The following is a 15,161-nucleotide window of genomic DNA, read 5'->3' on the forward strand; positions in this document are numbered from 1 at the left end:
TCCCGCGGTCCCTTTTCCGCCCGGGACCGCCGCTTCCGCACCTCCGGGGTCCGCAGGGTGGAATCCCCCGCCGCTGCCGGCAGGTGCCCGGTCGTGGCATAGCCGTGCGGGTCGACCGGGGTGCGTGCAGGATGGGGCCATGGCATCCACGGCAGAGATTCCCCTGGTGGGCGGCGCCTTCGACGGCGAGACCGTCACCGTCGAACTGGACCCGAACGGCCGTCCGCCGTTGACCCACCACCACCTCGGCGCCGCCGGGCTGGCCAACGCGGAGATCTACGAGCTTGAGTCTGCCGAGGGCGAACCGGCCTGGCGCTACTGCTGGCGCGGCCCCGCCACCTGAAGGGTGGTAGCAGGGGCCCCCTGTTACCGCTTTCTGCCGAGGAAGGGTCCCCTGCACACACCTCAGCCCGGGAGCGGGAGGCAGCGCGGGCGGAACGGCGCTCAGGCGGTGACCCGGGCGCGGGCGCGGGACCGCAGGCCGTCCAGCACCGCGCGGGTCACGAGAGAGGTGCTCCGGGCCTGCTCGCACATCTCCGCCACCCGCCGGGACACGGATTCGGCGCGCGTGTCGCGTTCGTCCCAGAGCCGGTCGACCTCGGCCAGCAACGGCCCCTCCACCTCCCGGGCCACCCCCTTGAGCGCCGGCACGCCGAGCCGCTGGGCCAGGTCGAAGACCTTCCCGGCGTACGGCAGGGGCAGGAACGGGATGTTCGCCCGCGCCGCGAAGATCAGGAAGTGCAGGCGCATCCCGACGGCCAGGTCGAAATGCCGCATCAGCCCCAGCACCTGCGGTGGCGAGTAGTCGCCGTGCAGGATCCGTCCCCGGTCGGCGGCGGTCATGTGGGACATCACGCCGTGCGAGTGGCGGATGTCGTCGCGTTCCATCGGCACGAAGACCACGTCGGCGTCGATCCGGTGCACCAGGAAGTCGCCGACCTGGGCGAGCAGGCGGTGGTACGCGTCCACGTCCAGCCGCTCGGCGGCCCGGCCCGGTTCCCGTACGCTCATCGCGACCAGCCGCTTCCCGTTCGGTACGCCCTCCTCCCGCAGCAGTTGGGCGGGAAAGTCCTCCGGTTCCAGCAGGAACGCCGGATCGGCGGTGACCGTGATCGGGGTGAGCAGGCCGGCCTCCTCCAGGACCACGCGGGACTCCTCGTCCCGCACCGTCACCTCGGTGGCGCTGGTCAGCGTCTCGCGGACCATGCCGCAGTCCACCGCCTCGGTCAGCGGCCCGACCCCCACCGCGTACGTCAGCAGCGGCAGGCCGCGTTCCTGGGCCACCCGCACCACCCGCAGGTAGCGGCGGGCCTCCCGGTCGTAGAGGATGCCACCGCCGCCGAGGATGAGCAGGTCGAGCCGGTCGAGGACGGCTGCCGAGTCGACCCGGCTCACCCCCTCCCACGGCACCGCCTCCACCCCGGGATGGTGGGCCAGGGTGTGCGTGGGATTACGGGAGAAGACGACGATCCGGGCACGCGGCTGCTGGTCGCGCAGATCGGCCAGCAGGGCGGTCAGGATCGCCTCGTCCCCGAGGTTTCGCCCTCCGTACGAGCCCAGCACGCCGATGGTCAGCTCCCCCATGCCGCCCTCCCCTCGCCGGCCCCCGGCCTACCCGCCCCGGCCCCGGCCATGCCTGTTCGCGGGTCACGCCGCCGACCGGGGCGGGACTCCTGTCGCCGGAAACGGGCGTGGCCGCCCCGGGCGGGGCGACCCGTCCCACCGGTGCCGGGTGTGGCCGGCCCGGGCGGACGACTCGTCCCGCCGGAGCCGGGTGTCGCCGCCCCGGGCGGGCGACTTCTCCCGGCGACGCCGGGTGTGGCCGTCCCCGGCGGGCCACCAGCGGCGGCCAATCCGCTTGCCCGCCGGGGCCGGCCCGGCCACCGTGGACGGATGGACACCATCACGAACCGTCGGATCGGCTGGGCCGACCTGCCGGCCGGGGTGCGGACGGAGGTGGAGCGGATCGTCGGGGGCGAGGTCGTGGCGGCGGTGTCCCAGCCGGGCGGCTTCTCCCCCGGCACCGCCGACCGGGTGCGCACCGCCGACGGCCGGCGTGCCTTCGTCAAGGCGGTCAGCCGCGCCCAGAACGACCGCAGCCCGCACCTGCACCGGCAGGAGGCCCGCAACGCCGCCGCCCTGCCCGCGCACGCACCGGTCCCCCGGCTGCTCGGCTGTCACGACGACGGCGACTGGGTGGCGCTGGTCTACGCCGACGTCGAGGGTCGTCACCCGGTCACCCCCTGGCAGGCCGACGAGTTGGCCGCCGTCCTGGACACCCTGGCGGCGCTGGCCGCCGTGCTCACCCCCGCGCCGGCCGGTCACGCGCCCACCGCCGCCGAGAGCCTGGGGTACGACTTCGCCGGCTGGCACCGGATCGCCGCCGACCCGCCGGACGACCTCGACCCCTGGGCGCGGGGGCACCTGGCCGCGCTGCGCGCCGCCGCCGACCGGGGCCTCGCCGCGTTGGCCGGGGACACGCTCTGCCACGTCGACGTACGGGCGGACAACCTGCTGGTCGACGCGGCCGGCCGGGTGACGGTGGTCGACTGGCCGTGGGCCTGCCGGGGGCCGGCCTGGCTGGACAGTGTGATCCTGCTGGTCAACGTCGCGCTGTACGGCGGGCACGACCCCGAGGCGCTGCTGCGTGCCCGGCCGCTGACCGCCGACGTCGACCCGGACGCGGTGACCGGGGTGCTCGCCGGGTGGGCCGGTTTCTTCCTGGACGCGGCCCGGCAGCCCGCCCCGGCCGGCATCCCCACCGTCCGGGCGTTCCAGCGGGCCCAGGGCGACGCGCTCCTGCCCTGGCTGGCCCGCCGGCTGCGCTGAGCGACGCCCCTCGACGCTCCCGGAGGCGGGCCACCGGCAGCGCGTCGGGCGGCCAGCGGCGGCGTCGGCGTCGAGCGAGGCGGCTCAGCCGGGGCGGGGCGGATCAGCCGGGGCGGGGCGGATCAGCCGGGGCGGGGCGGATCAGCCGGGTGGGCGTACCGGGTGGGTGAGGAAGGGCAGCACGGCCGCCGGCAGGGCGGGTGAGCCGACGATGTCCTGGTGGGTGTGGCCGGGCAGAACGGCCAGCCGGGAGGTGGGCCGGTCGGCGCCGTCCGGTCCGGCGTCGTGGTGGCCGCCGCCGAGCAGACCGAAGAACTCCACCATGTGGGCGGTACGCACCGCGTCCGCGTCGGCGAAGACCAGCAGGGTCGGCACGGTCAGGGCGGCCACCTCGGCGGACCAGTCGTAGTCACGCCGCAGCAGGGCGCCCAGTTTGGTCCAGAGCACCGGCCAGTCCTGCGGTCGCGGCGCGACCCGGGTGTGGCGCGCGTACGCCGACGAGGCCCGGCTCTCGGCGGCGGTCTCCGCCCCCATGCCCGCCATGCCGGCGAGCACCTCGGGATACCACCCGTCACGGCGACACGGGGCGGAGACGCAGACCAGTCGGCGGACCAGGCCGGGGTGTTGGATCGCGGTGCGCAGCGCCACCGCGCCGCCGAGGGAGTACCCCAGGACGTCCGCCTCGGCCAGTCCGATCCGGTCGAGCAGGGCGGCCACGTCGTCGGCCAGCGTCTCGTGACGCAGCGGACGGTCCACGTCCGGCGTACGACCGTGTGCCTGAAGGTCGACGGTGACCACCCGACGGTGCGCGGTGAACGCCGGCAGCGCCGACGCGAACATCTCCCCGGTGCCGATGCCGCCGTGCAGCAGCACCAGCGCAGGGCCCGACCCGTGGCTCTCGTGCCACAGGCGCACCCCGTTGACGTCGGCGTAGCTCACGGTCCCCTCCGGCCCACGGATCGGCAGACCCTCGGGGTTCCCCGCGAACGGCCGGGCACTCCGCCCGGTCGCGGTCAACCGCCACGCTGGTGCGGGGTCCGGGTCCACTCGGTGCGGAGCAGCGCGTAGACGTACTCGTCCCGCCACTCACCCTTGCCGAACGCGCACTCCCGGAAGTGCGCCTCCCGACGCATGCCCAGCCGCTCCATGAGGCGGGCCGACGCGGTGTTCCGGGTGTTACATCGGGCGACGATCCGGTGCAGGCCGAACTCCTCGAAGCCGTACCGGAGCATCTCGGTGGCGGCCTCCGTCGCGTAGCCGTGACCCTGGTGACGCGGGTCGAGAACGTACCCCAACTCACCCCGCCGGTGCGCGCGGCTGCGCCACACCAGTTCCACGTGGCCCACCACCCGGCCGGTGTCCCGTAAGACGACCGCCAGGGCCAGACAGTCACCCTCGACGCGGAGACCGTCCTCGCGGATTATCTGCTCCAGCGACCGGCGGGACTGCTCCCGGTCCCGGGCGGACCAGGACATGAACCGGGCCACCTCCGGCCGGCGCTGGTAGGCCCAGACGTCGTCCAGGTCGGCCAGGGTGAAGGGACGCAGGAGCAGACGCGCGGTGGAGAAGGGACCGACCACCCGTCGAGCCTATGCGCCGTACCGGGAAGCCCTTCCCATACACAGCAGGGGATCTCCGGTGCAAGACTCGCCGGGGTCGGGAAACCGTAAGCCGGAAAGGAAATGCATGAGGCGGAAACTTCTCAGCGTGGTCGCCGCTCTGTCGATCGCCGTCGGTGGCGGGACGCTGGCCACGGCGAGTCCTGCGCACGCCCACGGCACGTTCGGTCTGCTCTGCAACCTCAGCTCGAACGGATGGCTGTTCGCCTCGTACGACAGCTACGGCGGGGTCGGCTACCTGCGTACGCTGCACGCCGGTCGCGGGTTCCGCTACCACCTGTCGAGCATCAGGGACGTCCACGGTCGCATTTGGATCTTCGGTCACGGCGCCGAGGCGGACACCACGGACGGCTGGATCCTCGAAAGCCACGTGCACTGCGGCTGACCCCCGGAGCGCCGTGGCACCCCGCCCGCACCATGACCCGCCCGGCCCACCCCGTCGATCATGGAGTTCGGGCACCGAACAAACTTCACAAAGGACGCCGATCGGGCGCCACAACTCCATGATCGGCGTCTGGAAATAATCGGTGCGCTCGTAAGGCACCCAATCGAAAGGAAGCGCATGAAGCGCAATGTGGTACGCGTGCTGGCGGTCATGACCGTCCTCGCCACCGGGACGGCAGTGGCGTCCGCGCCGGCCGCCGCCAGCGACAGCCCTGGTGACATCTGCGTGACCAACCAGTCCACCTGGCTGCGCGACCAGCCCTGGGGCAACGTCCTCCGCACCCTGAGCCCCGGGCGGGGCTTCCGCGTCCACTCGATCTACGGCGGCAGCCACATCCAGACCTGGTACTACGGCCACGGGGCCGAGGCGCCGGGGCAGGACGGCTGGATCCCGGCCGCCAACTGCAACTGGTAGACAGGGACCGCCAACCTTCTCAGCGTTGGTCGACTGTTCCAGAAGGGGCACCCTCTCCAGAGGGTGCCCCTTCTGCGCTGTGTCGATGATGGGCGGCGCTGAATCCGCTCCAGTGACCTCTTCGGTGTGAACCGCCGGCGCGGCCAACCCTGCGGGAACGCGGTGACTTCGTCGTGTCCGGCGGCCGTCGAAATGCCCCCGGGCGGCTGTAGTCGTAGGCCCGGCGGTCCCGGTACACCGTGTACGGCGCCTGGCCGAGCATCTCGGTGTGCATCAAAGGCGCTTTCGCGACGAGGCCGAGAACGCGATCTTTACCTACATCGACGGCTGGTACAACATCCGCCGCATCCCCGTCGGTCTCGTTGGTAATCACCCTGGACGCCATGCCCCGCCAGATACGACAAAGACAACAGAGCCGCACATTAACCCGCAATCCCAATGCAGGCACCTATATTCATAGTCGCCTTTGTTTTATTCTCCATGGACACCCTCACACTCCCCGAGAGGAACGTTGGTAATGATCCGTGGAAAACGTCGCCTAGTCGTATCCGTCTTCGCTGCCGTGCTGCTGGCCGGAGCCGCACTGACGGCATCTCCCGTCGGCGCGAACCCGCTTCGGAGCACGGCTGGAGAAAGCACCGATCGGGCGGCATCCGAAGAGGTGCCGCAGCCGGCCGAGAGTGCCTCCTCTTACAGGATCAAGAACGCCGAAACCGGAAAGTGCCTAGAAACCTGGGCCGGTGTCTGGAGCGGCGCGGCGGTCTATGTCGCGGAATGCTCGAACTCACCGAGTCAGATCTGGGTTCCCAGCGGGAACCAACTGAAGAATTCCGTGCAGGGACTCTGCCTGGACCTCTACAACTGGAACAATTTCGACGGTGCTCCGGTGCTCGTCTGGACGTGCACCGGAGCACCGAACCAGTACTGGAACTGGTACGGCAACCAGATTCGGAGCGGATTCAGCTTCAGGTGCCTGACGGTCTACCCGACCAGTCCCACCACCGGACCGCTCGTCGTGACCGCGAACTGCACCGGAGCGCCGAACCAGACCTGGACCGCCGTCAGTTGACGCCCGACCCGCCGGCCGCGGGCTGCGGCACCGGACCGGTGGGACGCCAAACCCACGTCACCACGGTAATCGGCTCGCCGGACCCCGCCCCGACAGGCGATGGGGCCTCCCTGGACGCAGGAAGGCCCCATCGCTACAGCGTCAGCAAGCGCCAATCCGGTCGCTGACCGTCCATCCGCCCGCTACGGTCCGCCCCATGCGCCTCGAAAAGGTCACCCCGGGGAACTACAAGGCAGCCCTCGGGCTGTCCGTCCGTCCCGACCAGGAAGATCTGGTCGCGCCCGTGGTCAAGTCGCTGGCCGAGGCGTACGTCTTCCCCGACAACGCCTGGCCCAGGTTGATCTTTGACGGCGATCGACCGGTCGGCTTTCTGATGGCCTTCCTCGGCGTGACCTGGGGCCACAACCCCGACGACCTGCGCTCCGGCCTCTGGCGACTGAACATCGCGGCCGACGCGCAGGGATACGGTTACGGCCGGTTCGCCGTCAAGGCCGTGTGCGAGGAGATTCGCGCCCGGGGCGGCAACCGCGCCTACGTCACCTGGGAGCCACGGGCAGGGGGGCCAGAGGAGTTCTACCTCAAACTCGGCTTCAGACCGACGGGTGAGCAGAGCGGCGGTCAGGCTGTCGGAGTCCTCGACCTCTGAGTGCCCGTTGGTCTCGCGCCGTCCACATTGGCCGCCAGTCGATCTGGCGCTCGGGCTGCCCGGCTTGCCACGTCGGGATCGGCGGGCATAATCGTCTGGCTCGCAAGGCATCTTCACCGAGAGGAAGCGCATGAAGCGCAACGTTGTACGCGTGCTGGCGGTCATGGCTGTCGTCGCCGCCGGATCGACGGCAGTGTCCGCGCCGGCCGCCGCCAGCGACACCCCTGGTGACATCTGCGTGACCAACCAGTCCACCTGGCTGCGCGACCAGCCCTGGGGCAACGTCCTCCGCACCCTGAGCCCCGGGCGGGGCTTCCGCGTTCACTCGATCTTCGGCGGCAGTGAGGTCGGGACCTGGTACTACGGCCACGGGGCCGAGGCACCGGGGCAGGACGGCTGGATCCCGGCCGCCAACTGCAACTGGTAGACCGGCACCTCTCACACCACTTTGTTCGGCTGCTCCACGAAGAGGCACCCTCGATCAAGGGTGCCTCTTCTGCGTCGTATCGGTGGTGGGCCGAACCGGGATCGAACCAGCGGCCTTCTCTGTGTGCACTGACGGCGAGCCGGCGGATCGGGCGTCGTCCGAGGTCATCGGGTCTGCTGCGGGCCGTCCGGGTCAGGTGCGGTCCGCTCGGTCGCGGTATCGCGCTGCTGTATCTCCTCGACGGTGTGGAGGACGTCGCGAGCGGCGGTCGCCACCGAACATCCCGGCACGCGGCAGGCTCGGCACTGTCCGTCCGGCCCGGCTCGGTGGTGGCGCAGGATCGTCCGGGCGGTGAGGGCGAGCCGGTTGAGGATCTGGGTCAGGGACAGGAACGGCGCGGTCACCGGTCAGCCCACCCCGAGGGCGGTGGCGAGCTGGGTGAGCGTCGTCGGGGCAGCGGGCTCGCGGGCAACCTGGGCGAGGAGGTCCCGACCTACCGGCCGATGGCGGATCTCGGCCGGTGCGATCCGGTCGGCCTCCATCAGGACCCGGCCGGCGCTGACCGGATCGTCAGCCTGAAGGTAGGCGCGGGCGGCGTCGATCAGGTACGCGGCGCGGTGCTCGGCGGACAGCCATCGCCAGCCGTCCCGGGTGGTCGCTTTCTCGTGCCGGGCCACGGCCTCTCCTACGTCGCCCAACTCCACGGCTACCGCGACGCGGGCCAACTCCACCGCCGTCGGCCCGAACCCGGTCCGGTGGTGGTCGTGCCCGTCCCCCACCCGCGCCGCCATCTCGGCGGCCTCGTCGATCAGTTCGACTACGGCGCGGTCGTCCCCGTCCCGGGCAGCGGCCAGGGCGGCCTGCACCAGCAGCGTCCCGCACAGCGACAGCTCCGGTGCAGCGCCGAACTCGATCACCGGCGGGACGATCCGGTACGCGGCGGCCAGCATCACCGACTTCGCCACCCGCGCCTGCCCCGCCTCGCGTAACACCTGGCCGAGCTGCACGGCAACGGCAGCCACCAACACCCGGTCACCGGTAGCGGCGGTCATCCCCCGGTCGACCGCCAACCACGCCAGGTCGGATTCGCCGAGCTTCACCAGCAGCGCCGCGGTCGCACGGTACGCCTCCACCAACAGAGCCCGACCGTCGCCAGGATCGTGGGCGTGGGTGCGCTGCGCGTCGGCCAACAACGGCGGCACCAGGTCGATCATCTGTGGGTAGCGGGCATGCTGGAAGGTGGTCCAGGCATGGGCGACATCCCGCGCCAACTCGTCGGCCGGCAAGACGGGACGGCGGGCCGGTGGGCGTTCCAAGGCGATCTCGTACGCCGACAACGTCACCCGAATCCGCTCCACCCCCTTGGCCCGCTCAGTCACGTCGGCGGGCTGGGCGCCCCGACCGAGCAGCACCGCCGGGTCGATCCGCAGGACTGCGGCGATGTCCTGGAGGGTCGACACCTTGTCCAGCGACCGGACACCCCGCTCCACCTTGTCGACCCAGCTCTTGGACTTGCCGAGCCGGTCGGCGAACACCTGCTGCGAGAGTCTTCGTCGCCCGCGCCAGTACGCCACTCGACGACCAACCGGCAGAAGCTCACTGCTGTCCACGACGCCACCGCCACTCCGGCACCGCCCGAGTCGTCTCCGCGACGCTGGTGACGCCGCCCGCGCGGAGGACCCAACAGACGACGTGGCCGTTCTCGGCGTGGGCGTCTGGGTGCCCACCGCCCAACCTGCGTCCGACGAACAGCACGTCTGGTGCACCGGGCGGCACACTCACCGAAAGCCCCATGTTCATCACGGTCTGTTGAACCGATACCGTAAGGAACAGCATTGATCGGGCACCAACCCGGCACATGGCCAGCGTGCAGGCATCTGCTGCCAACCTGCCTGCCGGATGCCGGGTGACTGCCACAGGCAGGAGAGCAGAATGAGCGCAACCCCGCCGAACCGCATCCGCGAACTCCGCGCTGCAGCAGGCCTGTCCCAACGTGACCTCGCCGAGCGGATCAACGAGCTAGCCCGGCACGAACAACACCGCACGGCAGCCGCCAGCGCAGACAGTGTCGGCCGCTGGGAACGGGGCGATCACACACCCCAGCCGCTCTACCAACGGTTACTCGCCAGGACCCTCGGCGTCACCGTGCAAGACCTGCACCTCGATTCCACGCCAGCCCGCCCAGTGCCCCTCGGCGTCCCGGAGGACTACATGGACGTCGTCACCCTCGACCCGCGCGTTGAACACAGCCAGGACGAGTGGCGCTACACCCGGAACGCCCTCAACACCCGACGGCACGCCCTCTCGCAGATCGCCGCACGCCTCTACCCGGAGGCTCACCGCCTCGGCACCACCGGACTGATCGCCCACCCCGACTGGCTACCCGCCGCACCCGTCGACCTGGCCGACATCAAGCTTGAACACCAGCCCCACGCCCCGTCGCCGGCATCCGAACTTGACGGACAGGAGAACGAGGCGTCCTACGCCCGGCCGATGCAGTCCATCAACCGGCGGTACGCCCGGTACACCCAGGCCATCCGCGACCTCGCCAAGCCACGACTGTTCGACAACCGGCTCTGCTGGCGGCTCACCGAAGTCTCGTGGGGTGACAACATCATGGTGTTCGGCGACACCACCTACTTCGCCGCCTGCGATGTTTTCGAGTCCACGGCCCACGAGCTGGCGTGTGTGGTTCTCACCGAGGACGGCACCCCACAGGACCGGTCGCCGAGCATGCGGGACCTGCCGTTCCGGCGTCTCATCGGCGACCCGTTCAACCTCGGCCGCCGTCCCGTGATGCCGGCGATCTCCACCCTGACCATCCGTAACGCACCCGACGGGGCCGAGTTTCTGCTACACCGCCGCGACCCCCGCTCGGTGGCCGCAGCCGGCGGCATGTTGCAGGTCATCCCGTCCGGCATCTTCCAACCGTCATCGGTGCTCCCAGGTGCGCAGGAAGCCGACTTCGACCTGTGGCGCAACTTCATGCGCGAGTTCTCCGAGGAGCTTCTCGGCAATCCCGAGCATGACGGCGACGGCCAGCCCGTCAACTACAGCCACGAACCGTTCGCCACCCTCGAAGCGGCACGGCGAGACGGCCGGATCCGGATCTACTGCCTCGGCGTCGCCCTGGATGCGCTGACCCTGGTCGGGGAGATCATGACGGTGGCCGTGGTTGACGCAGACCTGTTCGACGAACTCAGCCGTGACTTCGTCGACCGCAACGACGAGGGAGCCATCGTCAACGAGCGTATGCCGTTCACCGAGAAGGCCATCGCCGGCCTACTGACCGGCGGGCGGGTTGCCCCCGCAGGAGCCGGCTGCATCGAGCTGGCCTGGAAGCACCACGCGGCGATCTTGGACACCCCGGGCACTCTGTGACGAGGTCAGATGGTGGGCGCGGCAGGTTTCGAACCTGCGACCCCTCGCTTGTAAGGCGAGTGCTCTCCCACTGAGCTACGCGCCCGGGCGCCTGTACGGCAGGCCGGTGGCTGGCAGCTTACCTGCCGGCCACCGGCCTGGTCGAACCGTATGCCGGGTGGGATCTCAGGCGGCGGCGGTCTCCGCCAGCGCCTTGCGCCAACCCTGCTGGTCGCGGGCCTCGCCGGGCATGTTCATCTCGGCGAAGCGCACCACACCGGCCTTGTCGATCACGAAGGTGCCCCGGTTGGCGATGCCGGCGACCTCGTTGAACACCCCGTACGCCTGGGCGACCGCCCCGTGCGGCCAGAAGTCGGCCAGCAGCGGGAACTGGTACCCCTCCTTCTCGGCCCAGACCTTGTGCGCGTAGACCGAGTCGACGCTCACGGTGAGGACCTGGACGTCGTCGTTGACGTACTCGTTGAGGTTGTCCCGCACCTCGCAGAGCTCCCCCTGGCAGATGCCGGTGAAGGCGAGCGGGTAGAAGACCAGCAGCACGGCGCGCTTGCCACGGAAGTCCGAGAGGCGGACCTCCTGGTTGTTCTGGTCCTTCAGCACGAAGTCCGGCGCCTCGGCGCCAACCTCGATCGGCATGCAAGCTCCTTGGTTAGTCACGGGTGGGACCAGCCTGCCACACCCGGTGGCGGGGTGGCGGTGCTACTTCTTGCTCTTGGACCCACGCCGTGGGACGAGACGGGCACCGCTCCAGTCCCGGCCGGCGTTGACGGTCGACGTCTGCTGGAGACCTGCGGTCTGCGCGGACTCGGCGACCTCACTCGGCTCGACGTGCCCCTGTCGCCCGGCCTTGGGCGTCAGCAGCCACACGACGCCGTTGTCGGCCAGCGGGCCGAGGGCGTCGACGAGGAGTTCGAAGAGGTCACCGTCGCCGTCCCGGTACCAGACCAGCACCGCGTCGACCACCTCGTCGGTGTCCTCGTCGACCAGCTCTCCACAGCGGTCGGTAAGGACGTCCCGGAGATCGTGGTCGACGTCCTCGTCGTACCCCATCTCCATGACGACCATCCCCGGCTCGATTCCGAACCGGTCCGCCAGGCTGCGTACCCCGTCGGCGGCCTGACCAGCGGTCGCGCTCACTGTCGCGTGCCTCCTCATCTCGTCGCTGCTCCCGGCATCTCCTCCGACACCGTTAGGCAAAGTCCACACACTTGAGCCCTCCGGCGCAAGTGGCGCACCGGGTGGAACGGAATTTACCGCGCCAGCAGCGTACGGGCACCGTGGGTAATGGCTTCCTCCGACACCAGGACCTGGCGCGCAGCCGGACCTAACGGTACAAAAGAGTCGACTGCTGCCACTCTCCGGGCAGAGCCGACATAACCGGCATCGACCAGGGCGGCGATCACCCCCTCGCCGACCCCTCCGGAACGTCTCGTCTCGTCCACCACCAGCACCCGGCCGGTGGCCGAGGCCTCCCGGATGATGTCCGGCACGGGCAGCGGCGAGAGCCAGCGCAGGTCCACCACCCGGGTGCCGACCCCCTCGGCGGCGAGGTGCGCCGCCGCGCGCAGCGACATCCGCACCCCATTACCGAACGTGATGATGGTGATGTCCTCGGCGGATCCGACGCCGTACACCCGGGCCCGACCGATCGGCACGTGCGCGCCCACCCAGCCGCCCGGACCCTGGTACGGGTCGAGCCACTCGCCGTCGCCGTCGACGTAGAGATCCCGGGTGTGGTAAAGCGCGATCGGCTCCAGGAAGACGCAGACGCTGCCGTCCACCGCCGCGCTGGCCAGGCAGGACCGCAGCATCGGCGCGGCGTCGTCGGCCCGCGCCGGGACCGCGACCACCAGACCGGGAACGTCCCGGAGTACGGCCACCGAGTTGTCGTTGTGGAAGGGTCCGCCGAACTTCTCGTACGCCAGTCCCGCCACCCGGACCACCATCGGATTGCGGAACGCCCCCCGGGAGAGGAACTGCATCGTCGCGGCCTCGCCGCGTAGCTGGTCCTCGGCGTTGTGCAGGTACGCGAGGTACTGGATCTCGGGCACCGGCAGCATCCCGGCCATCCCCGCGCCGAGGCCGAGTCCGAGCACCGAGGTCTCGTCGAGGAGGGTGTCGAAGACCCGGGAGACGCCGAAGCGCTCGCGCAACCCCTCCGTCACCCCGTACACCCCGCCCCTCGCGGCGACGTCCTCGCCGAAGACGGCCATCTCGGGATGGTCGAGCATGCCGTCGGCGAGCGCGGCGTTGACACTCTGCGCGAGGGTGAGCGGCCCGGCCAGCTCAGGCAGCTTGCCGTCGAACGCGGCGGCCCGGGCGGCCGCCCCGGGGCCGGCGGCGCGGGCGGCGGCGTCGGCGACCACGCGGGCCGCCCGGAGCGGGCGGCGGGGTGCGAGCGGGGCGACGACGTCGGCCGCCGAGGCGAGCTTCGGTTCGCCGATGACCTCCTCGGCCGTCTTACGGACCTCCCAGCCGATCTCGTCGTAGCGGGCGATCAGCTCGGCAGGGTCGGCGAGGCCGGCGTCGACGAGCAGCCGTGCGGTGGCCAGCACCGGGTCCCGCTCCAGTTCGGCGGCGATCTCGTCGCTGCCCCGGTACGCGGTCTCGGCGTCCGCGCCGGCGTGCCCCATCAGCCGGACGGTGCTCAGGTGCAGCACGGCCGGACGGCGGTGCCGACGGACCCAGGCCGCGGCCTCGGCCGCTCCCTCGTACGCCCCGACCAGGTCGCACCCGTCCGCGCCGAAGTAGCGGACCCCCGGCCGGGACCGCAGCATCGCCTCCACCCAGCCCTCCGGGGAGCGGACGCTGATCCCGAGGCCGTTGTCCTCGCAGACGAACAGCACGGGCACCCGCAGTCCGGTGTGGTCACACCAGCCTGCGGTGTTCAGCGCGGCGGTGGCGCTGGCGTGGTTGATCGAGGCGTCACCGAACGAGCAGACCACCAGCGCGTCGGAGGGCCACGGCGGCCGGATCAGGCCCGCGCCGCCACCGGCGCGGCCCCCGAGCCGTCGGCCGATGCCGTCGAGTCGGCGCAACCGTTCCAGCGCCAGCCCCATGCCGACCGCGCGGGGCAGGTGGGAGGCGATGGTCGAGGTGGTCGGAACGATCGCCAGGTCGGTCCGGCCGAACACCTTGTCCCGGCCACCGGCGGCCGGGTCCTCGGCGGAGGCGACCACGCCGCGCAGCACGTCCCGCACCGCACCGGCGTACGCCCCCGGTGTCGCGCCGTCGGCGTCGTCCGCGCCCGGGGCGTCCGTGTCGGGCTCCCCGGACTGGACCTGGGCGGCCCGGACGCAGTAGAAGGCGCCGGAGCGGTAGTGCAGCAGCGCCGGGTCGGTGGGACGCAACGCGGCGGCCACCGCGGCGTTGCCCTCGTGTCCGGCGGAGCCGATCGTGTGGAAGCCCTCGTCAAAGCTGCGCAGCCAGCGCGCGGCCAGGTCGAGCTGCCGGCTGGTGACCTGGGCGTCGAAGAGTTCCAGCGCGCGCGTCCCGGTCAGCGTGGCGCCGTCCCGGACGGGTTGGTCCGGGTCCCGTCGCTGTGCCGCGCCGGCCAGCGCGGCCAGGCTCTCCCGGAACCGGTCGTCGAGATCTTGCGGGGTGGTCACGTCGCACAGCATTACCGAAGACGGCCAACCCTGCCCACTCAGACACGGACCCGGCGGGGGCCGCAGCCCGGCCGGCGGGCTCCGCCGACCCGGTGTTCCCGCCCCGGTCCGCGCGTGTCTGGTGGTTTCGGTCGGGGCTTTCCGGTGGGCTCAGTCGGGGCCGCAGTGCGGCGGCGCGCAGCTGCCGGAAACCTTCCAGACGAGATGGCGCAGCGCGGCCAGTTCGTCGGCGCCGAGGGCGGCGAGCAGTCGGGAGTCCGACAGCACCTGGTGCACGCGGGCGCGCACCTGACGGCCGGCCTCGGTCACCACCAGCGTCTTGAGCCGCCGGTCGGCGGGGTCGACCCGGCGCTCCACCAGTCCGGCCCGCTCCAGCTTGTCGACCAGGGCGGTCACGTTGGAACGGTCGCAGCGGAGCTGTTCGGCGAGGTCCCGGGCGGGCACGGGATGATCGGGGTCGAGTTCGTGCAACGCACGGGCGACCGCCGGGGTGAGGCCCAGTTCCGCGATGTCGACGTCCTGGTAGTGACGGATCGCGGCGGCGAGGTGCATGATCCGGCGCACCGTCTCCCCGGCGAGCCCCGTGCTGTCGGCCACCTTGGGAGTGGCGGAGGTCACGGTGCCCTGAGTCATGTCTTACATCCTACGGGTTGATCATCCATCGACATCGTTCTCGACGATGGCATGCGCGCCCGGGTCCCGGTGGCCCTTCCGACCCGGTCGTGG

16 protein-coding genes, 1 tRNA gene and 2 pseudogenes are annotated in these 15,161 nt (G+C 71.2%); 8 read left to right on the forward strand and 11 right to left on the reverse strand.

Going from position 1 to position 15,161, the window contains the following annotated elements; all coding sequences use genetic code 11:
• Positions 1-139 precede the first annotated feature (139 nt).
• Complete coding sequence (locus QSK20_RS02745; RefSeq protein WP_285786933.1) at positions 140-343, forward strand: DUF8847 domain-containing protein; 204 nt, start codon at positions 140-142, stop codon at positions 341-343.
• A 101-nt stretch (positions 344-444) separates the two neighbouring features.
• Here the strand turns inward: QSK20_RS02745 and QSK20_RS02750 are convergent, their stop codons facing one another.
• Positions 445-1,584, reverse strand: a complete 1,140-nt coding sequence (locus QSK20_RS02750; RefSeq protein ID WP_285786934.1) for a polysaccharide pyruvyl transferase family protein — start codon at positions 1,582-1,584, stop codon at positions 445-447.
• A gap of 309 nt (positions 1,585-1,893) precedes the next feature.
• Between QSK20_RS02750 and QSK20_RS02755 the strand changes: the two genes are divergently transcribed.
• Positions 1,894-2,829: an aminoglycoside phosphotransferase family protein gene (locus QSK20_RS02755; RefSeq protein WP_285786935.1), complete on the forward strand. Its 936-nt coding sequence runs from the start codon at positions 1,894-1,896 to the stop codon at positions 2,827-2,829.
• Positions 2,830-2,970: 141 nt separating this feature from the next.
• Here the strand turns inward: QSK20_RS02755 and QSK20_RS02760 are convergent, their stop codons facing one another.
• Entirely contained in the window at positions 2,971-3,768 is a 798-nt protein-coding gene (locus tag QSK20_RS02760; protein ID WP_285786936.1) for an alpha/beta fold hydrolase, read from the reverse strand.
• A gap of 74 nt (positions 3,769-3,842) precedes the next feature.
• On the reverse strand, positions 3,843-4,409 hold the full coding sequence (locus QSK20_RS02765; RefSeq protein ID WP_285786937.1) for a GNAT family N-acetyltransferase: 567 nt from the start codon (positions 4,407-4,409) through the stop codon (positions 3,843-3,845).
• Between the two features lie 106 nt (positions 4,410-4,515).
• Here QSK20_RS02765 and QSK20_RS02770 point away from each other — a divergent pair, with 106 nt between their 5' ends.
• The 5 genes from QSK20_RS02770 to QSK20_RS02790 all read left to right on the forward strand — a co-directional run bounded on the left by QSK20_RS02770 (position 4,516) and on the right by QSK20_RS02790 (position 7,449).
• Positions 4,516-4,833, forward strand: coding sequence for a hypothetical protein (locus QSK20_RS02770; protein WP_285786938.1), 318 nt, complete (start codon positions 4,516-4,518; stop codon positions 4,831-4,833).
• 177 nt (positions 4,834-5,010) lie between these two features.
• Positions 5,011-5,307, forward strand: coding sequence for a hypothetical protein (locus QSK20_RS02775; protein WP_285786939.1), 297 nt, complete (start codon positions 5,011-5,013; stop codon positions 5,305-5,307).
• A 517-nt stretch (positions 5,308-5,824) separates the two neighbouring features.
• Positions 5,825-6,376 carry an RICIN domain-containing protein gene (locus QSK20_RS02780; RefSeq protein WP_285786940.1) on the forward strand — a complete coding sequence of 184 codons (552 nt, stop codon included), beginning with the start codon at positions 5,825-5,827 and terminating at the stop codon, positions 6,374-6,376.
• A gap of 196 nt (positions 6,377-6,572) precedes the next feature.
• Positions 6,573-7,022: a GNAT family N-acetyltransferase gene (locus QSK20_RS02785; RefSeq protein ID WP_285786941.1), complete on the forward strand. Its 450-nt coding sequence runs from the start codon at positions 6,573-6,575 to the stop codon at positions 7,020-7,022.
• A gap of 130 nt (positions 7,023-7,152) precedes the next feature.
• A complete protein-coding gene (locus QSK20_RS02790) occupies positions 7,153-7,449 on the forward strand; it encodes a hypothetical protein (RefSeq protein WP_285786942.1) in 297 nt (98 codons plus the stop codon).
• Between the two features lie 164 nt (positions 7,450-7,613).
• Here QSK20_RS02790 and QSK20_RS02795 read toward each other — a convergent pair whose 3' ends face one another.
• Positions 7,614-7,853: a hypothetical protein gene (locus tag QSK20_RS02795; RefSeq protein ID WP_285786943.1), complete on the reverse strand. Its 240-nt coding sequence runs from the start codon at positions 7,851-7,853 to the stop codon at positions 7,614-7,616.
• 3 nt (positions 7,854-7,856) lie between these two features.
• Entirely contained in the window at positions 7,857-9,059 is a 1,203-nt protein-coding gene (locus tag QSK20_RS02800; RefSeq protein WP_285786944.1) for a helix-turn-helix domain-containing protein, read from the reverse strand.
• A gap of 322 nt (positions 9,060-9,381) precedes the next feature.
• Here QSK20_RS02800 and QSK20_RS02805 point away from each other — a divergent pair, with 322 nt between their 5' ends.
• The gene (locus QSK20_RS02805) at positions 9,382-10,830 is read left to right on the forward strand and encodes a helix-turn-helix domain-containing protein (protein WP_285786945.1); all 1,449 of its coding nucleotides are present in this window, start codon (positions 9,382-9,384) and stop codon (positions 10,828-10,830) included.
• 10 nt (positions 10,831-10,840) lie between these two features.
• On the opposite strand, the gene QSK20_RS02810 is transcribed toward QSK20_RS02805, so the two are convergent.
• From QSK20_RS02810 to QSK20_RS02830, 6 genes and pseudogenes are all read right to left on the reverse strand, one after another.
• Positions 10,841-10,915, reverse strand: a tRNA-Val gene (locus QSK20_RS02810).
• Positions 10,916-10,995: 80 nt separating this feature from the next.
• A complete protein-coding gene (locus QSK20_RS02815; RefSeq protein ID WP_285786946.1) occupies positions 10,996-11,463 on the reverse strand; it encodes a peroxiredoxin in 468 nt (155 codons plus the stop codon).
• A gap of 63 nt (positions 11,464-11,526) precedes the next feature.
• Positions 11,527-11,964 (reverse strand): DUF3052 domain-containing protein, encoded by a 438-nt coding sequence (locus QSK20_RS02820; RefSeq protein ID WP_285786947.1) that lies wholly within the window; start codon positions 11,962-11,964, stop codon positions 11,527-11,529.
• A gap of 113 nt (positions 11,965-12,077) precedes the next feature.
• Positions 12,078-14,030 (reverse strand): annotated as a pseudogene (locus QSK20_RS02825) (transketolase C-terminal domain-containing protein); the annotation flags it as partial.
• Positions 14,031-14,096: 66 nt separating this feature from the next.
• Positions 14,097-14,447, reverse strand: a pseudogene (locus tag QSK20_RS32215) (transketolase); the annotation flags it as partial.
• A gap of 138 nt (positions 14,448-14,585) precedes the next feature.
• Entirely contained in the window at positions 14,586-15,068 is a 483-nt protein-coding gene (locus QSK20_RS02830) for a MarR family winged helix-turn-helix transcriptional regulator (RefSeq protein WP_285786949.1), read from the reverse strand.
• Between the last annotated feature and the right edge of the window lie 93 nt (positions 15,069-15,161).

This window comes from Micromonospora sp. NBRC 101691 (genome assembly GCF_030269285.1).
In the GTDB taxonomy this organism is placed as follows: Bacteria; Actinomycetota; Actinomycetes; order Mycobacteriales; family Micromonosporaceae; genus Micromonospora; species Micromonospora echinospora.

Bases quoted from the DNA above. Each gene is read 5' to 3' on its own strand.
- QSK20_RS02745 (WP_285786933.1), top strand. From the start codon at position 140: ATGGCATCCACGGCAGAGATTCCCCTGGTGGGCGGCGCCTTCGACGGC.
- QSK20_RS02750 (WP_285786934.1), bottom strand. From the start codon at position 1,584: ATGGGGGAGCTGACCATCGGCGTGCTGGGCTCGTACGGAGGGCGAAAC.
- QSK20_RS02755 (WP_285786935.1), top strand. From the start codon at position 1,894: ATGGACACCATCACGAACCGTCGGATCGGCTGGGCCGACCTGCCGGCC.
- QSK20_RS02770 (WP_285786938.1), top strand. From the start codon at position 4,516: ATGAGGCGGAAACTTCTCAGCGTGGTCGCCGCTCTGTCGATCGCCGTC.
- QSK20_RS02775 (WP_285786939.1), top strand. From the start codon at position 5,011: ATGAAGCGCAATGTGGTACGCGTGCTGGCGGTCATGACCGTCCTCGCC.
- QSK20_RS02780 (WP_285786940.1), top strand. From the start codon at position 5,825: ATGATCCGTGGAAAACGTCGCCTAGTCGTATCCGTCTTCGCTGCCGTG.
- QSK20_RS02785 (WP_285786941.1), top strand. From the start codon at position 6,573: ATGCGCCTCGAAAAGGTCACCCCGGGGAACTACAAGGCAGCCCTCGGG.
- QSK20_RS02790 (WP_285786942.1), top strand. From the start codon at position 7,153: ATGAAGCGCAACGTTGTACGCGTGCTGGCGGTCATGGCTGTCGTCGCC.
- QSK20_RS02805 (WP_285786945.1), top strand. From the start codon at position 9,382: ATGAGCGCAACCCCGCCGAACCGCATCCGCGAACTCCGCGCTGCAGCA.
- QSK20_RS02815 (WP_285786946.1), bottom strand. From the start codon at position 11,463: ATGCCGATCGAGGTTGGCGCCGAGGCGCCGGACTTCGTGCTGAAGGAC.
- QSK20_RS02830 (WP_285786949.1), bottom strand. From the start codon at position 15,068: ATGACTCAGGGCACCGTGACCTCCGCCACTCCCAAGGTGGCCGACAGC.